The sequence below is a fragment of the Burkholderia sp. IDO3 genome (genome assembly GCF_003366075.1).
In the GTDB taxonomy this organism is placed as follows: Bacteria; Pseudomonadota; Gammaproteobacteria; order Burkholderiales; family Burkholderiaceae; genus Burkholderia; species Burkholderia anthina.
This window is the reverse complement of sequence record NZ_CP028962.1, coordinates 789,272-810,301: the sequence shown is the minus strand read 5'-3', so window position 1 is coordinate 810,301 and position 21,030 is coordinate 789,272. Positions and strand designations below refer to the sequence as shown.

18 protein-coding genes are annotated in these 21,030 nt (G+C 68.9%); 10 read left to right on the top strand and 8 right to left on the bottom strand.

The genetic code is table 11. The annotated features are described in order from the left end of the window. Positions 1 to 75 precede the first annotated feature (75 nt). The 5 genes from DCN14_RS03785 to peaA all read right to left on the bottom strand — a co-directional run bounded on the left by DCN14_RS03785 (position 76) and on the right by peaA (position 6,428). A complete protein-coding gene (locus DCN14_RS03785; RefSeq protein WP_096505723.1) occupies positions 76 to 1,794 on the bottom strand; it encodes an AMP-binding protein in 1,719 nt (572 codons plus the stop codon). 46 nt (positions 1,795 to 1,840) lie between these two features. Next, positions 1,841 to 2,959, bottom strand: a complete 1,119-nt coding sequence (gene peaD, locus DCN14_RS03780) for a quinohemoprotein amine dehydrogenase subunit beta (protein ID WP_096505725.1) — start codon at positions 2,957 to 2,959, stop codon at positions 1,841 to 1,843. A gap of 28 nt (positions 2,960 to 2,987) precedes the next feature. Next, positions 2,988 to 3,311, bottom strand: a complete 324-nt coding sequence (qhpC, locus tag DCN14_RS03775) for a quinohemoprotein amine dehydrogenase subunit gamma (RefSeq protein ID WP_096505727.1) — start codon at positions 3,309 to 3,311, stop codon at positions 2,988 to 2,990. Position 3,312: 1 nt separating this feature from the next. Further along, positions 3,313 to 4,743 (bottom strand): quinohemoprotein amine dehydrogenase maturation protein, encoded by a 1,431-nt coding sequence (peaB, locus tag DCN14_RS03770; RefSeq protein ID WP_096505729.1) that lies wholly within the window; start codon positions 4,741 to 4,743, stop codon positions 3,313 to 3,315. A gap of 71 nt (positions 4,744 to 4,814) precedes the next feature. After that, positions 4,815 to 6,428, bottom strand: coding sequence for a quinohemoprotein amine dehydrogenase subunit alpha (gene peaA / locus DCN14_RS03765; RefSeq protein ID WP_096505731.1), 1,614 nt, complete (start codon positions 6,426 to 6,428; stop codon positions 4,815 to 4,817). Here peaA and DCN14_RS37850 point away from each other — a divergent pair. From DCN14_RS37850 to DCN14_RS03730, 8 genes are all read left to right on the top strand, one after another. Further along, positions 6,421 to 6,942, top strand: a complete 522-nt coding sequence (locus tag DCN14_RS37850; protein ID WP_143331687.1) for a hypothetical protein — start codon at positions 6,421 to 6,423, stop codon at positions 6,940 to 6,942. The genes peaA and DCN14_RS37850 overlap by 8 nt on opposite strands. After that, positions 6,876 to 8,369, top strand: a complete 1,494-nt coding sequence (locus DCN14_RS03760) for an aldehyde dehydrogenase family protein (protein ID WP_096505733.1) — start codon at positions 6,876 to 6,878, stop codon at positions 8,367 to 8,369. The genes DCN14_RS37850 and DCN14_RS03760 overlap by 67 nt, the downstream gene beginning before the upstream one ends. A gap of 59 nt (positions 8,370 to 8,428) precedes the next feature. Beyond that, complete coding sequence (locus tag DCN14_RS03755) at positions 8,429 to 8,716, top strand: high-potential iron-sulfur protein (protein WP_096505801.1); 288 nt, start codon at positions 8,429 to 8,431, stop codon at positions 8,714 to 8,716. A 233-nt stretch (positions 8,717 to 8,949) separates the two neighbouring features. Then, positions 8,950 to 10,881 carry a sigma-54-dependent Fis family transcriptional regulator gene (locus DCN14_RS03750; protein WP_096505735.1) on the top strand — a complete coding sequence of 644 codons (1,932 nt, stop codon included), beginning with the start codon at positions 8,950 to 8,952 and terminating at the stop codon, positions 10,879 to 10,881. Positions 10,882 to 10,930: 49 nt separating this feature from the next. Further along, complete coding sequence (locus tag DCN14_RS03745) at positions 10,931 to 12,658, top strand: ABC transporter ATP-binding protein (protein WP_096505737.1); 1,728 nt, start codon at positions 10,931 to 10,933, stop codon at positions 12,656 to 12,658. Next, positions 12,651 to 13,343, top strand: coding sequence for a S8 family serine peptidase (locus DCN14_RS03740; protein ID WP_096505803.1), 693 nt, complete (start codon positions 12,651 to 12,653; stop codon positions 13,341 to 13,343). Before DCN14_RS03745 ends, DCN14_RS03740 begins: the two co-directional genes overlap by 8 nt. Beyond that, the gene (locus tag DCN14_RS03735; protein ID WP_096505739.1) at positions 13,340 to 14,656 is read left to right on the top strand and encodes an FAD-dependent monooxygenase; all 1,317 of its coding nucleotides are present in this window, start codon (positions 13,340 to 13,342) and stop codon (positions 14,654 to 14,656) included. The genes DCN14_RS03740 and DCN14_RS03735 overlap by 4 nt, the downstream gene beginning before the upstream one ends. 314 nt (positions 14,657 to 14,970) lie before the next feature. Continuing rightward, entirely contained in the window at positions 14,971 to 16,110 is a 1,140-nt protein-coding gene (locus DCN14_RS03730; protein WP_096505753.1) for a porin, read from the top strand. 50 nt (positions 16,111 to 16,160) lie between these two features. Here DCN14_RS03730 and DCN14_RS03725 read toward each other — a convergent pair whose 3' ends face one another. The 3 genes from DCN14_RS03725 to DCN14_RS03715 all read right to left on the bottom strand — a co-directional run bounded on the left by DCN14_RS03725 (position 16,161) and on the right by DCN14_RS03715 (position 19,257). Then, positions 16,161 to 16,364 (bottom strand): DUF2970 domain-containing protein, encoded by a 204-nt coding sequence (locus DCN14_RS03725; protein ID WP_096505755.1) that lies wholly within the window; start codon positions 16,362 to 16,364, stop codon positions 16,161 to 16,163. 141 nt (positions 16,365 to 16,505) lie between these two features. Continuing rightward, entirely contained in the window at positions 16,506 to 18,563 is a 2,058-nt protein-coding gene (locus DCN14_RS03720; protein WP_096505759.1) for a pyridoxamine 5'-phosphate oxidase family protein, read from the bottom strand. Positions 18,564 to 18,612: 49 nt separating this feature from the next. Then, positions 18,613 to 19,257 (bottom strand): glutathione S-transferase, encoded by a 645-nt coding sequence (locus DCN14_RS03715; protein WP_096505761.1) that lies wholly within the window; start codon positions 19,255 to 19,257, stop codon positions 18,613 to 18,615. Between the two features lie 126 nt (positions 19,258 to 19,383). Here DCN14_RS03715 and DCN14_RS03710 point away from each other — a divergent pair, with 126 nt between their 5' ends. Further along, on the top strand, positions 19,384 to 20,337 hold the full coding sequence (locus tag DCN14_RS03710) for a LysR family transcriptional regulator (protein ID WP_096505763.1): 954 nt from the start codon (positions 19,384 to 19,386) through the stop codon (positions 20,335 to 20,337). A 226-nt stretch (positions 20,338 to 20,563) separates the two neighbouring features. Beyond that, positions 20,564 to 20,827 (top strand): fucose-binding lectin protein, encoded by a 264-nt coding sequence (locus DCN14_RS03705; protein WP_096505765.1) that lies wholly within the window; start codon positions 20,564 to 20,566, stop codon positions 20,825 to 20,827. Positions 20,828 to 21,030: the final 203 nt, after the last annotated feature.

The window sequence follows — 21,030 nt, the reverse complement described above, 5'->3', positions numbered from 1 at the left end:
GGAAAACCGCCCAGCGGGCGGGCGGTTGGGCAGACGCGGCGCAGTGCGGCGGGCGGCATGGCCGCCGCCGGACAACTACGCGGTATCGGCGGCTTTCAGCCCCCAGGCGTCGATCATCTGCTGGCGCATCACGAACTTCTGCACCTTGCCCGTCACCGTCATCGGCAATTCGTCGACGAAACAGACGTACTTCGGGATCTTGTAATGCGCGATCTGGCCGTGGCAAAACGCCCGCACATCGTCCTCGGCCATCTGCTCGTTCGCGCGCAGCACGATCCACGCGCACAGCTCCTCGCCGTATTTCGCGTCCGGCACGCCGAACACCTGCACGCTCTGGATCTTCGGATGCCTGAACAGGAATTCCTCGATCTCGCGCGGATAGATATTCTCGCCGCCGCGGATCACCATGTCCTTCAACCGGCCGACGATGTTGCAGTAGCCGTCCGCATCGAGCGTCGCGAGATCGCCTGTGTGCATCCAGCCGTCGACGATCGTTTCCTGCGTCTTCGCATCGTCGTCCCAGTAGCCCAGCATCACCGAATAACCCTTCGTGCACAGCTCGCCCGTCGCACCGACCGGCACGATGCGCCCGTCCGGATCGACGATCTTCACATCCAGATGCGGCTGCACGCGCCCGACCGTCGTCGTGCGCTTCTCCAGCGGATCGTCGGTCGAGCTCTGGAACGACACGGGGCTCGTCTCCGTCATCCCGTATGCAATCGTGATTTCCGACAGGTGCATCTGCGACACGACGCGCTTCATCGTCTCGATCGGGCACGGCGAACCGGCCATGATGCCGGTGCGCAGCGTCGACAGGTCGAATTTCGGGAACGCCGGATGATCGAGCTCCGCGATGAACATCGTCGGCACGCCGTGCAGCGCGGTGCAGCGTTCGTCGGCCACCGCCGCGAGCGTGGCGACCGGGTCGAACGCCTCGCCGGGGAACACCATCGCGGCCCCCGTCGACACGCACGCGAGCACCGCCAGCACCATCCCGAAGCAGTGATACAGCGGCACCGGAATGCACAGCGAATCCTGCTCGGTGAAGCGCATCGCCATCGCGATGAAACGCGCATTGTTGACGACGTTGCGATGCGTGAGCGTCGCGCCCTTCGGGCTGCCGGTCGTGCCGCTCGTGAACTGGATGTTGATCGGATCGGTGGCAGCAAACGTCGCGCCGATCGCATCGAGCGCCGCGACGTCGAGCGTGTCGCGGCCGCGTGCCATCACGTCCGCGAAGCGGAACATCCCGGCCGGCGCGACCTCGCCCATCGACACGACCGTGCGCAGGGTCGGCAGCCGCGCCGCATGCAGCTCGCCCGGCGCGCAATGCGCGAGTTCCGGCGCCAGCGCCTGCAGCATTTCCAGGTACTTCGACGACTTGAACTGCTCGGCCGCGATCAGCGCGCGGCAGCCGACCTTGTTCAGCGCGTATTCGAGTTCCGCGAGCCGGTAGGCCGGATTGATGTTGACGAGAATCGCGCCGATGCGCGCGGTCGCGAACTGCGTGAGCAGCCATTCGACGCGGTTCGGCGACCAGATGCCGACGCGGTCGCCCTTTTCGATGCCGAGCGCGGCGAGGCCGGCCGCGAGTACGTCGATCTCATGCGCGAACGTGCGCCAGTCCCAGCGGATGCCCTGCTCGCGGAACACGACGGCCGGCCGCGCCGGAAAGCGCGCGGCGGTGTCGCGCAGCAGCGCGGCGACGGGCGCGTCCGACAGCGGCACGTCGGTGCGGCCCCGCACGATCGACAGGCCGTCGCGCGGCACGCCGGTTGCGATGGCGGTGGTCATGTGTGTCTCCTGATCGGCGGCGCCGGCCCGCGGGCCGGCGCGCGCGTCATCGTGTAAAGATCTGCGCGGTCGTGATCGCCATGTCGCCGCCCGGCACGCGAATGTCCTTCAGCTTCTTCAGCGTGTCGGCGTCGTACACCGCGACGGTGTTGAAAGTGCCTGCAAGGTAGAGCTTGCTGCCCTCGCGGTTGAACGACAGGCAGTAGTACGAATGATCTAGCGGCGCGGTTTCCACCAGCTTCTCGCTCTTCACGTCGTACTTCGCGAGCCGGTTCAGCACGCCGTACATCGCGTTCGGATCCTTCGGCGACAGGCCGCCCGTGAAGTACACCTCGGTGACCGGCGCGAAATCCTTGACCGTCGCGTTGCCCGTCTTCAGGTCGATGTCGATGTAGCCGTACATCGTCTGCGCGGATGCCGGATCCTTCTTCTCGTCCTTGAAGCGGTCGGCCGTGTAGAGCAGGTTGAACGTGTGCTGCGGACGCTGTTGCGGCCACACGTACAGCACGTCCGGCTGGCCGTGCAGCGGCCGCTTCCAGTTGCGCAGCGGCACCGCGACGTCGTACTTGCCGGTCTGCGCGTTCATCCGGTAGATGTCCGCGCCGACGATGAACAGCGACCCGTCGTCGGCCGCCTGCAGCATCGTCGTCTGGCGCGGCGCCGGGAACGTGCGCACCGGCTTCGCATCGAGCCCGCCGTCGGTGCGGTACACCTGCAGGCGCGGCGACTCCACTTCGTAGCTGTCGCGGTTCAGCTTCGTCGGATTGACGACGCTGTAGATCTCCTTGCCGTCCGGGCTCAGCCCGATCGAGAACATCGCGCGCGCGCGCTCGTTGCCGGCTTCCGCGAGATCCGCATGGAACACGGTCTTGCACGAATCGAGATCGATGCCGTACAGGTCGCCGTAGTGATTGTTCAGCACGTAGGCGCGCGTATGGTCCGGGCTGATCTGGATCGTGCCGGGGCCGAACGCATCGGGCAGCGTGCAGGTCTTCGCGATGCTGTCGGTGCCCGTGTCGATCACCGTCAGGTTGTTCGGATAGTTCGTGACGGCGAGGTACTCGTGGCCGGCCTGCAGCGGCGCATCGGCCGCGGCCGACAGCGACGCGGCCGATGCGAGCGCGGCGGCGAGGAGCGCGCGGCTCAGGGGTGTCGTGAATCGCATGGAGAATCCTTGATCGGTGCCGGGTGGATCACTTGTCTTTGGGGAACACGCTGCCGAGCTGGCGCCAGTCCGCGCCGGAATCGGCCGCATGCTTGTTCCAGTCGGGATAGGTGCTCATCATGTCGGGCACCTGCGCGGGCCACCAGCACGGATCGGAGCAGCCGTACAGGTCGGCTTCCATCGGCTGGCACAGCGACGCCACCCCGCCGAACACGTCCGTTTCCCAGCCGGGATCCGTCGTCGACGTGCAGCCCGCGACGGACGTCATCGCCACGACTTCCTCGAGGCGATCCTGCTGCACGGCCTCCTCGAGCTTTCTCGCCTTGTTGTTGAGCGGCTTCAGATGTTTCATGTCAGTTCGCCTTGCGCGGAGTGATGTGGTTGTCGATGAACGCCGGGTTGCCGGCGATGATCCGGCTGTAGACCTCGATACCGAAATCGATCCAGTCGCGCATCAGCTCGCAGTAGTGGTAGGTCGGATGCGCGGGGTCGCCGTAGCGCGCGTAGCTCTCGTGATAGCACCCGCCCGAGCACAGGTTGCGAATGCGGCAGGTTTCGCAGCCGGTGCCGCTGCGATCGAGGCGTTGCGACAGGAAGTCGTTGAGCGCCGCCTGCTCGACGCCTGCGTGCACGTTGCCGAAAGTCGGCAGCGTCGAGCCCGTGAAACGGTGGCACAGGTTCAGGTCGCCCTTGTGATCGACCGCGAGCATCTTGAGCCCGGCGCCGCACGGCAGCGACTTCTTGTGCCCTTCGTGCAGGTCGGTGATCAGCTGATGCAGGTTCGAGAAGCCGATGTTGCGGTTCTCGAGCGCGGCGGCCAGGTAACGGCGGCCGAGCGCCTTCATGTTCGCGAACACCTGCGCGAGTTCGGCCGGTTGCAGGTTGAACGTGTCGAGCTGCCCCGACGTGACCGGTGCGAAGCCGACTTCCGCGAAGCCGAGTTCGTTGAACAGGTGATCCCAGATGCCTTCGATGTCGGTCACGCCGCTCGTGAGCGTCACGCGCGCGCCGACCGGACGGCTGCGGTAGCGCTTGAGCAGCATCTCGACCTTGCGGCGCACGACGTCGTAGGTGCCCGCGCCGCCGACCGTGCGGCGGTTCAGGTCGTGGATCGAGCGCGGCCCGTCGATGCTGATCGACAGCCCGAAGCGATGCGCGTCGAGCCAGTCGATGATGTCCTCGGTCAGCAGCGTCGCGTTGGTCGTCATCACGAACTCGACCTGCTTGCCGAGCGCGCCGAAACGCAGCTCGCAATACTCGACCATGCACTCGATCAGCTTGCGGTTGCTGAGCGGTTCGCCGCCGAAGAACACGACCGTGTAGCGCGGCAGGTCGGGCGACTCCTTCAGCAGCATCTCGACCGACGCCTTGGCGGTGTCGATGTCCATCCGCCGCCCGGCGGACGGCGTGTCGAGGTCTTCCTTGTAGCAGTACGTACAGCTCAGGTTGCAGCCGGTGTTCACGTTCAGCACGACCGTATCGATCGCGGTGCGCTCGACGCGCTTCACCGCGATCTCGGGCGTGACCGGCGAGCCGTCGCTGACGACCTCGAGGGCCATCAGCTCGCCGAGCGTCTCGGCGAGTTCGCCATGCGGCGAGCGGCCGGCCAGCCGCGCGAACAATTCGTCGGCCGTGCAGCTGCTCGCGCGCAGCGCGTCGATGATGTCGGCCGTCACGCGATCGGCCGCGAACAGCGAACTGCTCGGCACATGGAACATCAGGCGCTCGTCGTCGACGCGCACTTCGTGCACGTTACGTTCGACCACGTTCAGCAGGGCGCTCATCGGATTCTCCTTGCATTCGTCGGATTCGGACCGGGCCGCGCGGCGGCCCGGCGCAAAGGCATGCGGACCGGTCAGGGCAGCGGCGGATTGTTCCAGCGCTGCACCGCGACGATCATGTGCCCGGTGCCCGTCACCGTGCGCGAGCCGTCCGTCACCGTCGCGACGACGTTCAGGTTGCCCGTGTTGTTGGTGCCCATCCGGCGCGCGGGGTTCGGGCCCGCGTTGCCCGGCGTGAAGATGCCCGTCGACGCCTGCATCGTGCCGGCGAACTGCGTGTCGCGATCGCCCTTCGACTGATCGTCGAACGGCGCGACCGACCATTGCGCGGGCACGACGCCGATGCGGAACGGCTTGCCCGCGCCGTCGACGCCCCATGCCACCGCGTCGAAACGCCCTTCGACCTTCGGCGTCGAGCCGCCGTTGCCGCCGATGCGCGCGACCGCGAAGTCGGGTTCGACCTTCACGTCGCGGATCTCGCGATAGACCGCGAAGCCGTCCGCGTGCGCTGCACCGACGCTCACGCGGCGTGCGCCGGCCGCGCTGCCGTCGGCGGCCTTCACGCGTACTCGCACATATTCCGGCGTGCGTTCGAGCACCGATGCGACAATCACGCCGGCGCCGAACGCGGGCGTGCCCTGCAGGTTCGCGCCGACGATCGTCACGTCGGTCTCGCCGCCCGCCTTCACGTAGGCCGGCTGCACGGCGACGATCTGCGGCTGGCCGAGCTTCGCCGCGTTGAAGTCGAGGCCGCGCTCGTCGTGCGCGTCGTCGAACATCCGGCCGCGCAGCGTGCCGTCGCTCGCCATCAGCACCTGACGCATCGTCGTGTCGCCGACCTTCACGCTCGCGCGCCACTCGTAGCCCGTATAGAGCACCGCGGTGCCGGTGCCCGCGAGCGGGCTGCCGTCCGCGAAGCGGCCCTTCAGCTCGACGTCGAAGCGATCGCCCGCGCCGCCCTTCACGGTCATCGTGCCGTACGCGTCGCCCTTGCCCGGCATGTGGCCGCCGAAGCTCCACGTGCCGGCGAGCGCGGTCGCGGGCGGGTGATGCTGCTTCCAGTCGTTCCACGCCTTGCTGTCGTACGGATAGTCCTTCGCGAGCATTGGCGCCATCTCGGTCAGCGCGATCTTGAACCAGTCGCGATCGCGGCCCATCGCCGAATACTCGATCGACGGCCATTGCCCGAGGTGGAAGTTCACGAGCTTGTCCCATTCGGCGACCGGGCGGCGCTGCAGCAGCGGACGCGCGGCCGAGTGGCAGCGCGCGCACATCTGCTTGAATGCCTCGTTGTTGACGGTCTCCTGCGTGTTCAGGCGGCGCTCGGGCGCATAGCGGAAATCCTTCGTCTCCGACGGCGCGAGGCCCTGCGTATCCGACAGGTACTTCACGAGGATGCGGCGCTCGTCGTCGCTGATCGTGAGACCGTGCATCGTCTGCATCCGCGCGATCGTCATCAGCCAGCCTTCCGGCGTCTTGCGCTGATGGCTGATGCGGCTCCACGAATCCTTCGACTCGGCCGCGTGACAGGCCGCGCATGTCTGGCTCAGGATCGCGTGAGCGTCGCGCGGCGCCTGGGCCTGGGCCTGCGCCTGCACGGCGCCCGAGGCCAGCGCGAACGCACCGGCGGCCACGACGGCCGCGGCCGCGCGGGGCGGCCTGCTGCGTCGAATGAAAGTCTTGAACAAGGCTCTGCTCCTTTACGTGGGGTCTCGAATCGTCCGGCATGCAGCGCTGCGGCGCTTGTCTCATGCTCTTCAAGCACAGGCCATGCCAATCGCCCGATCCGGGTTTGCCACAAGGAAAACACGCGCTTTTGCCGCCGAACGCTCGGGAAAATCCCGATTCAAACCGGCGCGCCAAATCGGCATTCGCGCGCCTTCGCGGCCGCTGCATCACGCCGGCCGGCCGCGCGCGTGCCGCATGTCGCGTCTCACGTTGCATGCGAATTCTCAAATTGAGACGTCGCGCCACGAACGCGGCACACGGCCGGTCGTGGCCGGCATCGTCGACACGCACGCCGCGCGCCCCGCGCCGCATGGCGCGCGCGGCGCGCAGGCAGGCCGCGCCGCGGCCGTTGGTACGGAAGCTGCTTTTCGCCTCGGCACCCGAACCCCGATGAGCGAGGAGCTTTCATGCAGGCAACGTTGTCGTTACTTCCGCAAACCCAGTCGTTCATCGCACGCACGCCGTCGATGCTGATCGGCGATGCGTGGCGCAGCGCCGAAAGCGGCGCCACCCTGGCCGTCCACAACCCCGCGACCGGCGCCGAACTGTGCCGTGTGCCGGCGTCCGGCGCGGCCGACGTCGACCACGCGGTGCGTGCGGCGCGCCAGGCGTTCGACGATTCCGCGTGGAGCCGTATGCGCCCGCGCGAACGGCAGAACCTGCTGTGGCGTCTCGCGGATCTGCTCGAGCGCGACGCGCAGCAGCTCGCCGAACTCGAGTGCGTGAACAACGGCAAGAGCGTACAGATCGCCCGCGTGATGGACGTGCAGCTCGCGATCGACTTCCTGCGCTACATGGCCGGCTGGGCGACCAAGATCGAAGGCTCGACCGTCGACGTGTCGATGCCGCTGATGCCCGACAGCCAGTTCCACGGCTTCATCCGGCGCGAAGCCGTGGGCGTGGTCGGCGCGATCGTCGCGTGGAATTTCCCGCTGCTGCTCGCGTGCTGGAAGCTCGGCCCCGCGCTGGCAACGGGCTGCACGATGGTGCTCAAGCCCGCCGACGAAACGCCGCTCACCGCGCTGCGGCTCGCGGAGCTCGTGCAGGAAGCCGGGTATCCGGCCGGCGTGTTCAACGTCGTCACGGGCACCGGCGTCGAAGCGGGCGCGGCGCTCGCGCACCACCCCGACGTCGACAAGTTGACCTTCACCGGCTCGACCGAAGTCGGCAAACTGATCGGCAAGGCCGCGATGGAATCGATGACGCGCGTGACGCTCGAACTCGGCGGCAAGTCGCCGACGATCGTGTGCGACGATGCGGACCCGGCCGTCGCGGCCTCGGGCGCGGCCACCGCGATCTTCTTCAATCACGGCCAGGTATGCTGCGCGGGTTCGCGCCTGTACGTGCAGCGCAAGCACTTCGATCGCGTGGTGGGCGACATCGCGGGCATCGCGAGCAACATGAAGCTCGGCAATGCGCTCGATCCGTCGGTCGACATGGGCCCGCTGATCTCGGCGAAGCAGCAAAAGCGCGTGGCCGGCTACATCGAGCGCGGCCGCGAACTCGGCGCGCAGCTCGCGTGCGGCGGCGAAGCGTATGGCCCCGGCTACTTCGTGAAGCCGACCGTGCTCGTCGACGTCGACCAGAAAGGCCCGCTCGTGCAGGAGGAAATCTTCGGCCCGGTGCTGGTCGCGATGCCGTTCGACACGATCGACGACGCGATCCGTCTCGCGAACGACACGCGCTACGGCCTCGGCGCGAGCATCTGGACCAACAACCTGTCGGCCGCGCACCGGATGATCCCGAAAATCCGCTCGGGTTCGGTGTGGGTCAACTGCCACAGCGCGCTCGACCCCGCGCTGCCGTTCGGCGGCTACCGGATGTCGGGCTTCGGCCGCGAGATGGGCGCGGCCGCGATCGAGCACTACACGGAGTTGAAGTCGGTGCTGATGAACGTGTGATCGCGTCGCCGACGTGCGTCACGCTTGCGCCGCGCCGCCCCGCTTCCCGCCGCACCTTCATGATCGCCGCCGCCGGCCTGCTGTCGGCCGCCGCGCTGCCGCGCGCCGCCCGCGCCGCGCCGGCGCTGCTCGACGAAACCGATCCGGCCGCGAAAGCGCTCGGCTATCGCACCGACGCCGCGCACGTGGACCGCGCGGCGTTCGCGCGCTATGCCCCGGGCCAGGACTGCGGCCGCTGCGGCCTGTACCAGGGCAAGGCCGCCGACCCGAACGCGCCGTGCCCGCTGTTCGGCGGAAAACGGGTCGCGAGCGGCGGCTGGTGCAACGCGTACAACCCGCGGGCCTGAGCGCCGCCGCCCCGCGAAACCCGCACCGCTCGCCCGCCATGCGCGCCGCCCCGCCACGCTCGCCGAAGACGGCCCTCCCGCGAGCACGAATCGCCCGCATCGCCGCGCCCCGCCTGGGTCTTAGGTTTTTGACCGGATGGATTTATGCCCGGGCTTATGCCAGACTCGGCGGGCCTTTTTGCGTGCGGCCGCGCCGGATCGGACGGCCCGACATTCTCCTGAGGAGGGGCGACGTGCAAGACTACTTCCCTTCCGGCCAACGACTTCCGGACCGGCTGCAGGCAACCCGCCTGATTCGCGAACGACTCAGCTCCGACGGCGTGCTGCCGCAAGGCTGCCTGCGCATCGAAATCGACCAGTCCTGGCGGCGCAGCCTCGAACACGGCGTGCGCTGGGACGACGACGCGCGGTTGAACCTGCATGAATTCTGCAATCTCGACGAGCTGCGCGACGCGAACCGCCTGCTGCTCGACGCGGCCGCACCCGAACTCGAATTCCTCGCCGAGCGTTGCGGACGCGACGGCATGATCCTGCTGGCCGATGCGCGCGCAACGATCCTGTCGGTCGACGGCGACGCGAGGCAGCTCGCCGCACTCGGCATCGGCGACATCCGCGCCGGCGCGAGCTGGTGCGAATCGCTGCGCGGCACCAACGCGCTCGGCACCGCGCTCGTCGAAGGCTGCGCGGTCGCGATCGACAGCGGCGAGCATTTCCTCGGCCGGCTGAGCCGTTTCTCGTGCCGGTCGCTGCCGCTGTGCGATCCGCACGGCAACCCGATCGGCGTGCTCGACCTCACGCGCGAAGGCGAGCTGCCGCTCACCCTCGACGGAATGTCGATGCTGATGAGCGCGGCGGCCACGCACATCGAGACGCGCCTGTTCGATGCGTATTTCCCCGAGCACGTCGTGCTCGTCTTTCATCCGCGCCGCACGTATCTCGGTTCCAGTTGGAGCGGCGTGCTCGCCGTGTCGGAAGACGGGCGCATCGTCGCCGCGAACGCGCATGCATGCGAGTTGCTCGGCGCCGCGCGCGACGCACTCGTCGGCCGCCGCTGCGAAAGCGCATCGCCCGCGCGCGCGCCGTCGTTCGTCGCCTTCGCCGAACAAGGCGGAATGCTGCGCGTCGAAGGCGTCGACGCCGCGTTCCACTGCAAGGCGCTGCGCCTGCCGCGCACGATGGCCGTGCCGGCCGTACGCGAACGCGTTTCGGCACCGGCAGCCAATGCGCGCGGCGAAGCCGGCACCCAGGCGCTCGCGGCCCTCGCCGGCCGCCAGCCGCGCCTGTTGCGCGCGCTGACGATGGCGCGGCAAGGGCTCAACAACGGGCTGCCCGTGCTCGTGCAGGGCGAAACCGGCACCGGGAAGGAAGTCGTGGCACGCGCGCTGCACGATGCGAGCCTGCGCACCGGCAAGCCGTTCATCGCGGTGAACTGCGCGTCGATCCCCGAGGGGCTGATCGAGTCGGAGCTGTTCGGCTACCGCGACGGCGCATTCACCGGCGCACGCAAGGGCGGAATGACGGGCCGGCTGATGCAGGCGCACGGCGGCACGCTGTTTCTCGACGAAATCGGCGACATGCCGCTGCACCTGCAGGCACGCCTGCTGCGCGTGCTGCAGGAACGCAAGGTCGCGCCGCTCGGCGCGGGCGACGAGCAGGCCATCGACATCGCGGTGATCTGCGCGACCCACCGCGACCTGCAGACGATGGTGCGCGACAAGAGCTTCCGCGAAGACCTCTACTACCGGATTCACGGCGTCAACGTGCTGCTGCCCGCGCTGCGCGAGCGCGACGACGTCGACCTGATCGTCGCCGCGCTGCTCGCACGGCTCGGCGCGCCGCACGTGCGCATCGATGCGGAGCTCGCCGACGTGTTCCGCCAGCATCGCTGGCCCGGCAACATCCGCCAGCTCGAGATGGTGCTGCGCACGGCGCTTGCGGTGCGCGACGAGCACGACGACGTGCTGGGCCTCGATCATCTGTGCGACGGCTTCATCGACGGCGTGTGCCCGTCGCCCGACGCGTCGTTCGGGCTGATCCGCCGCCACGAGGACGATCTGATCCGCGAATCGCTCGCGCGTCACGACGGCAACGTCGCGGCCGCCGCGCAGACGCTCGGAATCAGCCGCGCCACGCTGTATCGCCGGCTCAAGCGGCTGCAGTCATGACGGGGCGCGCACGTTCGTCCGCTGCTTGCCCTACGGATCGATCGCGCCGATGCTGAAACTCGTCCTGCGTTTCGTGAAGACCGACGACCGCGCGCAACTCGCGCAAGCGCTCGGCTGGCTGTACGGTTTCGTGCGGCCGCACCGGCTCGCGATCGCGGGCCTGCTCGCGTTGTCGGCCTGCGCGTCGCTGCTGGCGCTCGCGCAGCCGTGGCTCACGAAGGAGCTGATCGACCGCGGGCTCGTCGGCAAGGATTTCCGGATGCTCGTCGCGATCGCGTTCGCGATGGTGTTCGCCGGCTTCGTCGGCACGCTGCTCGGCGGCGTCAACCGTTACCTGCATACGCGGCTGTCCGGCCGCGTGCTGTTCTCGCTGCGCGGCGCCGTCTATGCGCACCTGCAGCGGCTGTCGCCGTCGTTCTACGGGCAGCGCCGCCTCGGCGACCTGCTGTCGCGCCTCGACGGCGACGTCGCCGAGATCCAGCGCTTCGCGCTCGACGCGCTGTTCTCCGCGGTGTCGAACGTGATCGGGCTGGTCGGCACGCTCGTGCTGCTGGTGACGCTGTCGTGGAAGCTGTCGCTGCTCGCGCTGCTGCTGATTCCGTTCGAGATCCTGTGGCTGCGCACGATGCGCCGCAAGGTCGAGCGCGATGCGCGCGCGGTGCGCGAAGGCGCGGCCGACGTGTCGTCGTTTCTCGTCGAGACGCTGCCCGCGATGAAGTTCATCCAGGCGGCCGGCCGCCAGCGTGCGGAACAGGCGCGGCTCGACGGGCTCGGCGATCGCTACATGGAGCGCCTGCTGAAGCTGCAGGTCACCGAATTCATCACGCAGTCGGTGCCCGGCACGCTGACGTCGCTGTCGCGCGCCGGCGCGTTCATCGTCGGCGGCTACTGGGTGATTCGCGGCGACTGGCCGCTCGGTTCGCTGATCGCGTTCTCGAGCTATCTCGGGATGGCGATCGGCCCCGTGAAGAGCCTGCTGGGGCTCTACGTCGCGCTGCAACGGATGACGGTCAGCCTCGGTCGCGTGATGGAACTGCAGCGCGCGCCGGTGGCGGTGCAGCCGCCGGCCGTCGCGCGCGAGCTGCCGCCGCGCGGCGACCTCGAATTCGTCGACGTGTGGTTCGCGCACGACACGCGCGCGCAGCCGGTGCTGCGCGGCGCCGCCGCACGCGTGCCGGCCGGCAGCAAGGTCGCGTTGTCGGGACTGTCGGGCAGCGGCAAATCGACGCTGATCGACCTGATGCAGCGCTTCTACGATCCGCAGCGCGGCAGCGTGCGCATCGACGGCGTCGACCTGCGCGACGTCGATCTCGACGCACTGCGCCGGCACGTCGCGGTCGTCAGCCAGGACATCGTGCTGTTTCGCGGCAGCCTCGCGGACAACATCCGCTACGCGGCGCCGCACGCGACTCGCGACGACATCGCCCACGCCGCGCGCGCCGCGCATCTCGACGAACTGATCGCGACGCTGCCGGGCGGGCTCGACGGGCCGGTCGGCGAGCGCGGGCAACAGCTGTCCGGCGGCCAGAAGCAGCGCATCGCGATCGCGCGCGCGCTGCTGCAGGCGCCGGCGATCCTCGTGCTCGACGAGGCGACGTCGGCCGTCGACGAAGCGACCGAGCGGCAGGTCATCGCGCAGATCGACACGCTGTTCGGCGATCGCACGCGCATTCTCGTCAGCCACCGCGCGTCGACGCTCGCCGGCGCCGACCTGCATGTCGAACTCGCGGACGGGCAACTCGTGCGGCGCACGCACCGGGACGTCGCGCATGCGTGACGACGCAAGCGTGCGCGTCGGTGTCGTCGACAGCGGCTATCCGCCGTCGCTGAGCGCGCGCGTGGCCGAGACGCGGCGCTTCTCGCTCGACGACGCTGCGGTGTTGCGGGTCGGCGCCGCCGAACCGGACCGGCTCGGCCACGGCAGCGCGATCTGCGCGACGATCGCGGCCGCCGCGCCCGATGCGATGCTGGTCGTCGCGCAGGTGTTCGACGCGCGCGGCGTGACGAGTGCCGCGCAAATCGCGCACGCGATCGACTGGTTGCTGACACAACGTATCCGCGTGATCAACCTGAGTCTCGGCGTGCGCGCCGATCGCGACTCGCTGCGCGACGCGTGCGCGGCGGCCGTCGCGCAACGCGTGACCGTGTTCGCGTCGAGCCCCGCGCAAGGCACGCCGGTGTTTCCGGCCAGCTATCCGGGCATCGTGCGCGTGACGGGCGATGCGCGCTGCGCACCGGGCCAATGGTCGTGGCTCGACAGCGCGCAGGCCGATTTCGGCGCGATCGTGTCGAGCGGCGCGCCGCGCGCGCCGGCCGGCGCGAGCATCGCGTGCGCGGCGCTCAGCGGCCATGCGGCGCGCTGGTTCGCGCGCCACCCCGACGCGGATACCGCCGCGCTCGTCGCGCATCTGCGCGAAGACGCGGCCTACGTCGGCGTCGAACGGCGCACCCGCGCATCATGAAGCGCGCGCCGATCGCCGTGCTCGGGGCAGGCCCGGCGGGCGCCGCCGCCGCGCTCGGCCTCGCGCGGCTCGGCTATCCCGTCACGGTCGTCAGCGAATGGCGGCGCTTCGATGCGGTCGAAGGCGTGTCCGATCGCGTGCTGCAAGGGCTGCGCCATGCCGGGCTCGTGCAGGCGACCGCGTGCGCGCTGCCGCCGTGCGCGCGCACGACGCGCTGGAACGGCGACACGCGCACGCTCAATCACGAACACCTGATCGACCGCCGCCGTTTCGACGAAGCGTTGCGCCGCGATCTCGCCGAAGCGGGCATCGAGGTACGCGAAGCAACGGTGCGCGCGGTGCAGGCCGACGGCGACGGACATGCGATCCGCATCGATACGCCCGCCGGCACCGACACGCTGCACGCGGCGTTCGTCGTCGAGGCGCGCGGCCGGCTCGCGCCGCTCGCGCGCGACGCGATACGCGGGCCGCAGACGCTGAGCCTGCTGAACGTGTGGCAAGGCACGCCCGGCGATCCGGCATCGGCCATCGAGAGCCTGCCCGACGGCTGGGCGTGGATGGCGCGCCTGCCCGACGGCCGCTGCTACTGGCAGGCGACGCTCGACGTCGCGACCGCGACGCTGCCGCCGCGCGACGCACTGCCCGCGTGGTGCGCGACGCTGCGGCGCACGCCGCTTGCACGCGACTTCTTCGGGAGCGATGCCGGCGACGATGCACGCGTGTTCGCACGCACCAGCAGCGCGACGCTGTGCGGCGACACGGGCGGGGCGAACTGGCTGCGTATCGGCGACGCGGCGATGGCCGTCGATCCGCTGTCCGGCAACGGCATCTTCCAGTCGCTGTCGTCCGCGCTGCAGGCGCCGGCCGTCATCCATACGTTGCTCGCGCATCCCGAGCGCGCGGCACTCGCACTGCGCTTTCACGAGCGGCGCATCACCGCGCTGTTCATGCGTTTCGCACGAATCGGCCGCGACTTTTATGCGCTCGATACGCAATGGGCCGATCGACCGTTCTGGCAGGCGCGCCGCGGGTGGCCCGACGATGCGCCATCGCATCGCGCGCCCGATTTCGGCGCGCTCGCGATCGAGCGTGCGCCCGTGATCGACGGCGATACGATCGCCGAAGCCGATGTCGTCACGAGCCCCGACCAGCCGCTCGGGATCTGGCATCTGCACGGCATCGCGCTCGCGCCGATCGTCGCCGCGCTGCGCGAGCAGCCGGCCGCGCAGGTGCTGGCGCAGTTCGCGCCGCCGCAGGCCGCGCGGGTGCGGCGCTGGCTCGAAACGCAGGGCTATCCGTTCTCGCGCGCGTAACGCACGCTTTCCGTCCTTCGTCTTCCCGCTTCGTCATGCCGTCATGCCGCGGCGCGCGTGCGCCCGCAGGCGTGGTTGCGCACGCATGTCGCGTCTCAAGTTGAGACGCGACATGCGACACGCGATGCGAATTGCTACGCGATTGATACGCGATCCGGCCTGAATCAACCGCATCGCTCGATAAAATGGAACGCAGCCCGCGCATTGCGGTCTTGAAACGGGTGATGGCATGCCATCTGCTTATCGAAGGTCACGCGCCGCACACGCCGCGCGCCGGACCATCGACCGTTTCATCTTTCGAGCCCGCATCCCACATGAAAAAAACACCCCTCATCCTGTCGGCAGGATTCCTGATCGGTTGCGCGAACGCGCATGCTCAAAGCTCCGTCCTGCTGTTCGGTGTCCTCGACGAAGGCATCAACTACACGAACAATGTCGGCGGGAAGTCGTCGTGGCAGATGGCGAGCGGCGATCTCGCCACCAGCCGCTGGGGCATCAAGGGCGACGAGGATCTCGGCGGCGGACTGCACGCGATCTTCGACCTGGAAAGCGGCTTCGCGGTCGAAAACGGCCAGCTCGGCTACGGCAACCGCCTGTTCGGCTACCAGTCGTATGTCGGGCTGCAGTCGGCGCGGCTCGGCACGCTGACGCTCGGCCGCCAGTTCGACACCGTCGCCGACACGATCGGGCCGCTGACCGCGAACGGCAGCTGGGCCGGCTTCCTGTTCTCGCATCCGCTCGACAACGACAACACCGACGCGTCGTTCCATGCGAACAACGCGGTGAAGTATGCGAGCCCCGTGTTCGGCGGATTCTCGGGCACCGTGATGGTCGGGTTGAGCAATCTCGCGGGCGGCTTCACGCAGAACCGGATGCTCGGCGTCGGCCTGAACTACACGTACCAGACGCTGTCGGTCGCCGCCGTCTACGAGAACATGTCGAACCCGGGCACCACGGCGGGCGGCGCGCTGACGCCGGACGACACGGATTTCGTCGCGGGCAACCAGAAGATCTACGGCATCGGCGTGAACTACGGGATCGGTGCCGCGACGCTCGGCGCGGTGTATTCGCACGTGAACGTCGGCCAGCCCGACGCGTCGATCTATGCCGGCAGTCTCGGCCTCGCGAATGCGCGGCTCACGTTCGACAACATCGAAGTCAACGCGAAGTACAACGTCACGCCGGCCTTCCTGGTCGGCGGCATGTATACATACACGCGAGGCGGCCTCGATCAGGCAGGCGTGAAGTCGTCGCTGCACTGGAACCAGTTCGGCGCGATGGCGCAGTACCTGCTGTCGAAGCGCACGTCGGTCTACACGCAGGTCGCGTATCAGCTGGTGGGCGGCAGCGCGACCGGCACGCCGCTCGACGGCGCGCTCGTGCCGGGTTCGCCCGGCGCGTCGTCGAACGGGCACCAGATCGTCGCGCGCGTGGCGCTGAATCACACGTTCTGAGCGTTCGCGCCGCGTGCCGGGCCGCCGCACACAAGCGCGGCACGCGGCGCTCAGAAGCCCTGCATCGTCACCGTCGGATCGACGACCAGATGGACGACGCCGTAGATCACCGCGCCGACCAGCACCGCGAGCACGATCGCGACGAACGGCAGCATCGTGAAGTTGACGTTCGCGAGATCGGACGCGTGCGCCTTGCTGTTGCGCACGCCGAAGAAACTCCACAGAACCAGGCGGATCATGCTGAACAGTTTCATGATGTTGCTCCTTTCCTCTATCGGTTGACGCTATCGTCGATCCGACAGGCATCCGGAAAAAGAAGCAGTTGCGCGCGGTTTTTGCGCAGCACGGGCTGTGCGACCGCGTGTCGCATGGCGGCGGCACCGGGACGGCGCGCGTCAGAGATCGAGCACGAGCGGCGCCGTGGCCCCTTGTGCCGGCTGCGCGACACACAGCAGCGCGCAGCCCGGCTCGACCGGCGCATCGTGCGCCTGCACGTAGTCGACCGTGCCGGACAGCACGCGCGTCGCACACGTGCCGCACGATCCGGACCGGCATTCGGACGGCACCGCAATGCGCTGCCCTTCGGCGAATTCGAGCAGCGTGCCGTCGGCAGGCGTCCATCCGGCATCGCGCGCCGAGCGGCGAAACACGACGGGCACGCTCGTCGCCGGCAACGCCGCTGCCGTGCGGGCCGTGCTGCGCGTGACGCTCGACGGCCCGAACGCCTCGAAGCGGATGCGTTCGTCCGGCACGTTCAGCGCGCGCAGTCCTTCATACACATCGCGCATGAACGCGGACGGCCCGCACAGATAGAAGTCGTAGTCGTCGAACGGCAGGATCCGCTTCAGTTGCGCGATGTCGATGCGGCCCGGTCGCGCCGCGCCGTCGCGTTGCGGCTGGCTGTCGAACCAGTGCAGCGCGACGCGCGCGTCGGTATCCGCGATGCGTGTCAGCGCGGCGGCGAACGGCCGGTCCGCCATGTCGCGTGCGCCGTGCACGAACACCACGCGGCGTGACGGCGCATCGTCGGCGAGCGCGCGGCGCAGCATCGCGATCATCGGCGTGATGCCGATGCCGGCCGAAACCAGCACGGCCGGGCGCGGGCTTGCAACGTCGAACGTGAAACGGCCGCGCGGCATCTGCGCGTCGAGCGTCATGCCGGCCCGCGCATGGTCGTGCAGCCATGCCGACACGCGCCCTTCCCGCTTCACGGTGATCCGGTAATCCGCGCCGCCGGGCGCATCCGACAGCGTGTAGCTGCGGATCGCCGGCACATCGTCACCCGGCAGCACGACCCGCAGCGTCAGATGTTGCCCGGCCTCGTACGCGGGCAGCGCGCCGCCGTCGGCCGGTTCGAAATGGAACGAGCGGATCGCGCGCGCTTCGTCGACGATCTTCGCGATGCGCAACGCTCGCCAGCCGGAGGCGGATACGGATACGGCGGACGGCGATACCGCAACCGCGCCCGCACTCGCCGCCATCGCCGCGAACTGCGGCGCCCGCTCGACCGCCGACCACCGGAACGGCAGCACGCCCCGCGTGCGCCGCACTTCGCGCACATGAAACCGCACGACGCGCTGCGCGCCGTCGAACGACGCGACGAGCGGCCCGTCCCACACGATCTCCGCATCTGCGGCGACATACACGAGGTCGCCGCGCTCGAAATCGACGAACAGCAACCCCGCGCGCGGATCGTGCCGCAGGTTGCCGAGCGTATTGAAGAAACGATTGCCGCTGAAATCCGGCGTCGTCAGCGTCCGCGCATCGTCGACGCGCACGAAGCCCGGCATGCCGCCGCGATGCGACACGTCCGCGCCGCGCGCGGCGCCCGCCCCGGCCGACGTGTTCGCGCTCGCGACGAAGAACGTATCGGCATGCGTGAGCAGCGCGCGATCCGCATCGTTCAGCCGGTCCGATGCGCCGGATGCGACGACCTCGGCCGACGCCCCGCCTTCGCGCCGCACGAACGTCGGCGTCCGGCCCTGGATGTACTTCGCGCAATTGCCGAAGCTCTGCTCGACCGCGACGGTGAGCGCGCCGTCGTTCACCGCGCGCACGACGCCGTTCACGCGATTGCGCCGGCGCGTGTCGAACTCGATCCCGAGCCCGCCGAGCGATGCACCCGGCTGCCACGCACCGCTCAGCGGATCGCCCGGCAGCGCGTCGCCGCCGATGCGCAGCGTGCGCGCGTCCGGCGTCGTCACGAAACCGGGCATGCCGACCCGCAGCGTCGCCCACGGCTGCCCGTGCGCATCGACACCGCCGAGCACGAAGAACGGCAACTGCCCGAAAAACGTCCGGTGCTGCTCCGGCATGAACCGCCGGATCCCGCGCCGGCCGGCCGCGTCCGCGGCCTCCGTCACGCCCGCGCGCTGCTGCACGGCGAGTTCGCCTGCATGAAACGGCGCATCGCCGGGTTCCCGGCCCGGTACGGCGGCGGTCGGCGCATTCATCGCGTTCTCCCGAAACAGGCCGAAACAGACATCTGGCGGCCGCACCGCGTCAGGCGGCGAGCAGGCCGGCGCGCGTCGGCGGCATGCCGACGAAGCCCGGCAGCGCCTCGACGCGCGCGAGCCATGCGCGCACGTGCGGATACGGCTCGAGCGACACGCCGCCCTCCGGCGCGTGCGCGATGTACGTGTACGCGGCGATGTCGGCGATCGTCGGCTGCGCGCCGGCGGCGAACGGCTTGCCGGCCAGCTCGCCATCGATCACGTCGAGCACCTTCGCGGCCATGCGCTTCGCGGCGTCGTGATCCAGCGGCGCGCCGAACACGGTGACGAGCCGCGCGGCGGCCGGCCCCGACGCGATCGGGCCGGCTGCGTACGACAGCCAGCGCTGCACGGCCGCCGCGCCGCGTGCGTCGTCGGGCAGCCAGTGCGCGTCGCCGTAACGCTTCGCGAGATAGACGAGGATCGCGTTCGAATCGGCGATCACGATGCCGTCGTCGTCGATCACGGGCACCTGCCCGAGCGGATTGAGCGCGAGGAACGCGGGCGCGCGCTGCGCGCCGGCCGCGAGGTCGACGTCGACGGTCTCGGACGGCAGCCCGAGCAGCGCCAGGAACAGCCGGACCCGATGCGCGTGCCCCGACAGCGGGAACGAATAGACGCGAATCGGACGGGCAGGCGTGCTGGCAGCGGACATGGAAGATCTCCTGAATCTCGCGCCGCCGGAAGTCGGCGACGAACGGCTCCAGCGTAGCGCTCGCCGTTCACGCGCAGAAGACGGATAATCGATGAAACATTATCCTCTTCCATAGGACAATCGACGATGGCCGACCTGCGCGACGTGAACCTGAACCGGCTGGCGATCTTCGTCGCGGTGGTCGATGCCGGCTCGCTGACGGCCGCGGCCGAACGGCTCGGCCTCGCGAAGACGGTCGTCAGCACGCACATGCAGCGCCTCGAATCCGAGGTCGGCGCGAACCTGCTGGTGCGCACGACGCGGCGGCTGAGCGTGACCGATGCGGGACGCGCGTTCTACGACGCATGCCGCGACATCGTGCGCGCGACCGAAAGCGCGCTCGACGCGGTGTCGTCCGACGCGGGGCCGCTGCGCGGCACGCTGCGCGTGAGCGTGCCGATCGACTATGGCGCGCTGGTCGTCGCGCCGGCCATCGTCGCGCTGCGCGACGCGCATCCGGGGCTCGACGTCGAGCTGATCGCGAACGACCGCGTCGTCGATCTGGTCGCGGACCATCTCGACGTCGCGATCCGCATCGGCCGTCTCGCGGATTCGAACCATCGCGCGGTGCAGTTGGGCGAATACGAGAAATGGCTGGTCGCGAGCCCGGCGTTCGTCGCGCGGCACGGGCTGCCGCGCGAACCGGACGCGCTGGCCGCGCTGCCGTTCGTGATGCTGTCGACACTGCCGCGCCCGCATACGATCGAGCTCGACCGCGCGGGCGGCGGCCATGCGTCGGTGCGCTGCGTCGCGCCCGTCGTGTCGAATACCGCGACCGCGTGCCGCGCGATCGCGCTCGCGGGCGGCGGCTTCGGGCTGCTGACGGATTTCTCGATCGCGGACGACGTCGCCGCCGGCCGGCTCGTGCGGCTGCTGCCCGCGTGGCGCTCGGCGCCGGCCGGGATCCATGCTGTGTATCCGTCGACGCGGCTGCCGTCGCCGAAGGTGCGCGCGTTCATCGACGCGATGAAAACGCGGATCGCCGAAACGCGGCCGGGCGCACCGGCGGGCCGCGCGCAATCGAAACGCACGGCCCGCTGAAAGCCGGCCGCCGGATGCGCCGGGCGCGTCCGGCACACGATGTTTCCGTGCGCTTTCAACTGCTTTTCACCGGGTTTCCACACCCGAATCAATCACTCCATTTGTTCACAAAAAATCTCATATTGATTTTCGAGATTTTTGACTAACCTTATTCCCGGTAATACGCTGAATTGCGTTTACCGAAACGTTTCAATTCTCCGCTTCATTCCAATCAAGGAGTTTGAAAATGCAAACCGCCGCAATTTCATGGGGAAGCACGCCGTCGATCCGCGTCTACACGGCCAACGGCAACAAGATCACCGAACGCTGCTACGACGGCCAGAACTGGTACACCGGCGCGTTCGCCCAGGCGGGCGACAACGTCTCGGCGACTTGCTGGCTGGTCGGCAGCGCCGTTCACATCCGCGTGTACGCGACCAGCGGGGGTTCGACGACCGAGTGGTGCTGGGATGGCGACGGCTGGACCCGCGGCGGTTATACGGGCTCCTGATCCCGCCTCCCGCCGGCGCGACACGAACCGGTTTCGCGCCGGCCGGGGCACGCTTAATTCGGGCCGTATTATTTTATCGACAGGACAAGAAATCGAATCGAAATATAAATAATTAATACCCTGCTTAATGCATTGCCACCGCCAATGCACGATAGATTTATTTCATTCATGCGGAATGAAATTGAATCGCGACAGGTCATCGA

Excerpts from the sequence above, each read along its gene's own strand:
- DCN14_RS03705 (WP_096505765.1), top strand. The coding sequence starts at position 20,564 with ATGCAAACCGCCGCAATTTCATGGGGAAGCACGCCGTCGATCCGCGTC.
- DCN14_RS03720 (WP_096505759.1), bottom strand. The coding sequence starts at position 18,563 with ATGAATGCGCCGACCGCCGCCGTACCGGGCCGGGAACCCGGCGATGCG.
- DCN14_RS03785 (WP_096505723.1), bottom strand. The coding sequence starts at position 1,794 with ATGACCACCGCCATCGCAACCGGCGTGCCGCGCGACGGCCTGTCGATC.
- DCN14_RS03735 (WP_096505739.1), top strand. The coding sequence starts at position 13,340 with ATGAAGCGCGCGCCGATCGCCGTGCTCGGGGCAGGCCCGGCGGGCGCC.
- DCN14_RS03745 (WP_096505737.1), top strand. The coding sequence starts at position 10,931 with ATGCTGAAACTCGTCCTGCGTTTCGTGAAGACCGACGACCGCGCGCAA.
- DCN14_RS03755 (WP_096505801.1), top strand. The coding sequence starts at position 8,429 with ATGATCGCCGCCGCCGGCCTGCTGTCGGCCGCCGCGCTGCCGCGCGCC.
- peaB (WP_096505729.1), bottom strand. The coding sequence starts at position 4,743 with ATGAGCGCCCTGCTGAACGTGGTCGAACGTAACGTGCACGAAGTGCGC.
- peaD (WP_096505725.1), bottom strand. The coding sequence starts at position 2,959 with ATGCGATTCACGACACCCCTGAGCCGCGCGCTCCTCGCCGCCGCGCTC.
- DCN14_RS03715 (WP_096505761.1), bottom strand. The coding sequence starts at position 19,257 with ATGTCCGCTGCCAGCACGCCTGCCCGTCCGATTCGCGTCTATTCGTTC.
- DCN14_RS03730 (WP_096505753.1), top strand. The coding sequence starts at position 14,971 with ATGAAAAAAACACCCCTCATCCTGTCGGCAGGATTCCTGATCGGTTGC.
- qhpC (WP_096505727.1), bottom strand. The coding sequence starts at position 3,311 with ATGAAACATCTGAAGCCGCTCAACAACAAGGCGAGAAAGCTCGAGGAG.
- DCN14_RS03740 (WP_096505803.1), top strand. The coding sequence starts at position 12,651 with ATGCGTGACGACGCAAGCGTGCGCGTCGGTGTCGTCGACAGCGGCTAT.
- DCN14_RS03725 (WP_096505755.1), bottom strand. The coding sequence starts at position 16,364 with ATGAAACTGTTCAGCATGATCCGCCTGGTTCTGTGGAGTTTCTTCGGC.
- DCN14_RS03760 (WP_096505733.1), top strand. The coding sequence starts at position 6,876 with ATGCAGGCAACGTTGTCGTTACTTCCGCAAACCCAGTCGTTCATCGCA.
- DCN14_RS03710 (WP_096505763.1), top strand. The coding sequence starts at position 19,384 with ATGGCCGACCTGCGCGACGTGAACCTGAACCGGCTGGCGATCTTCGTC.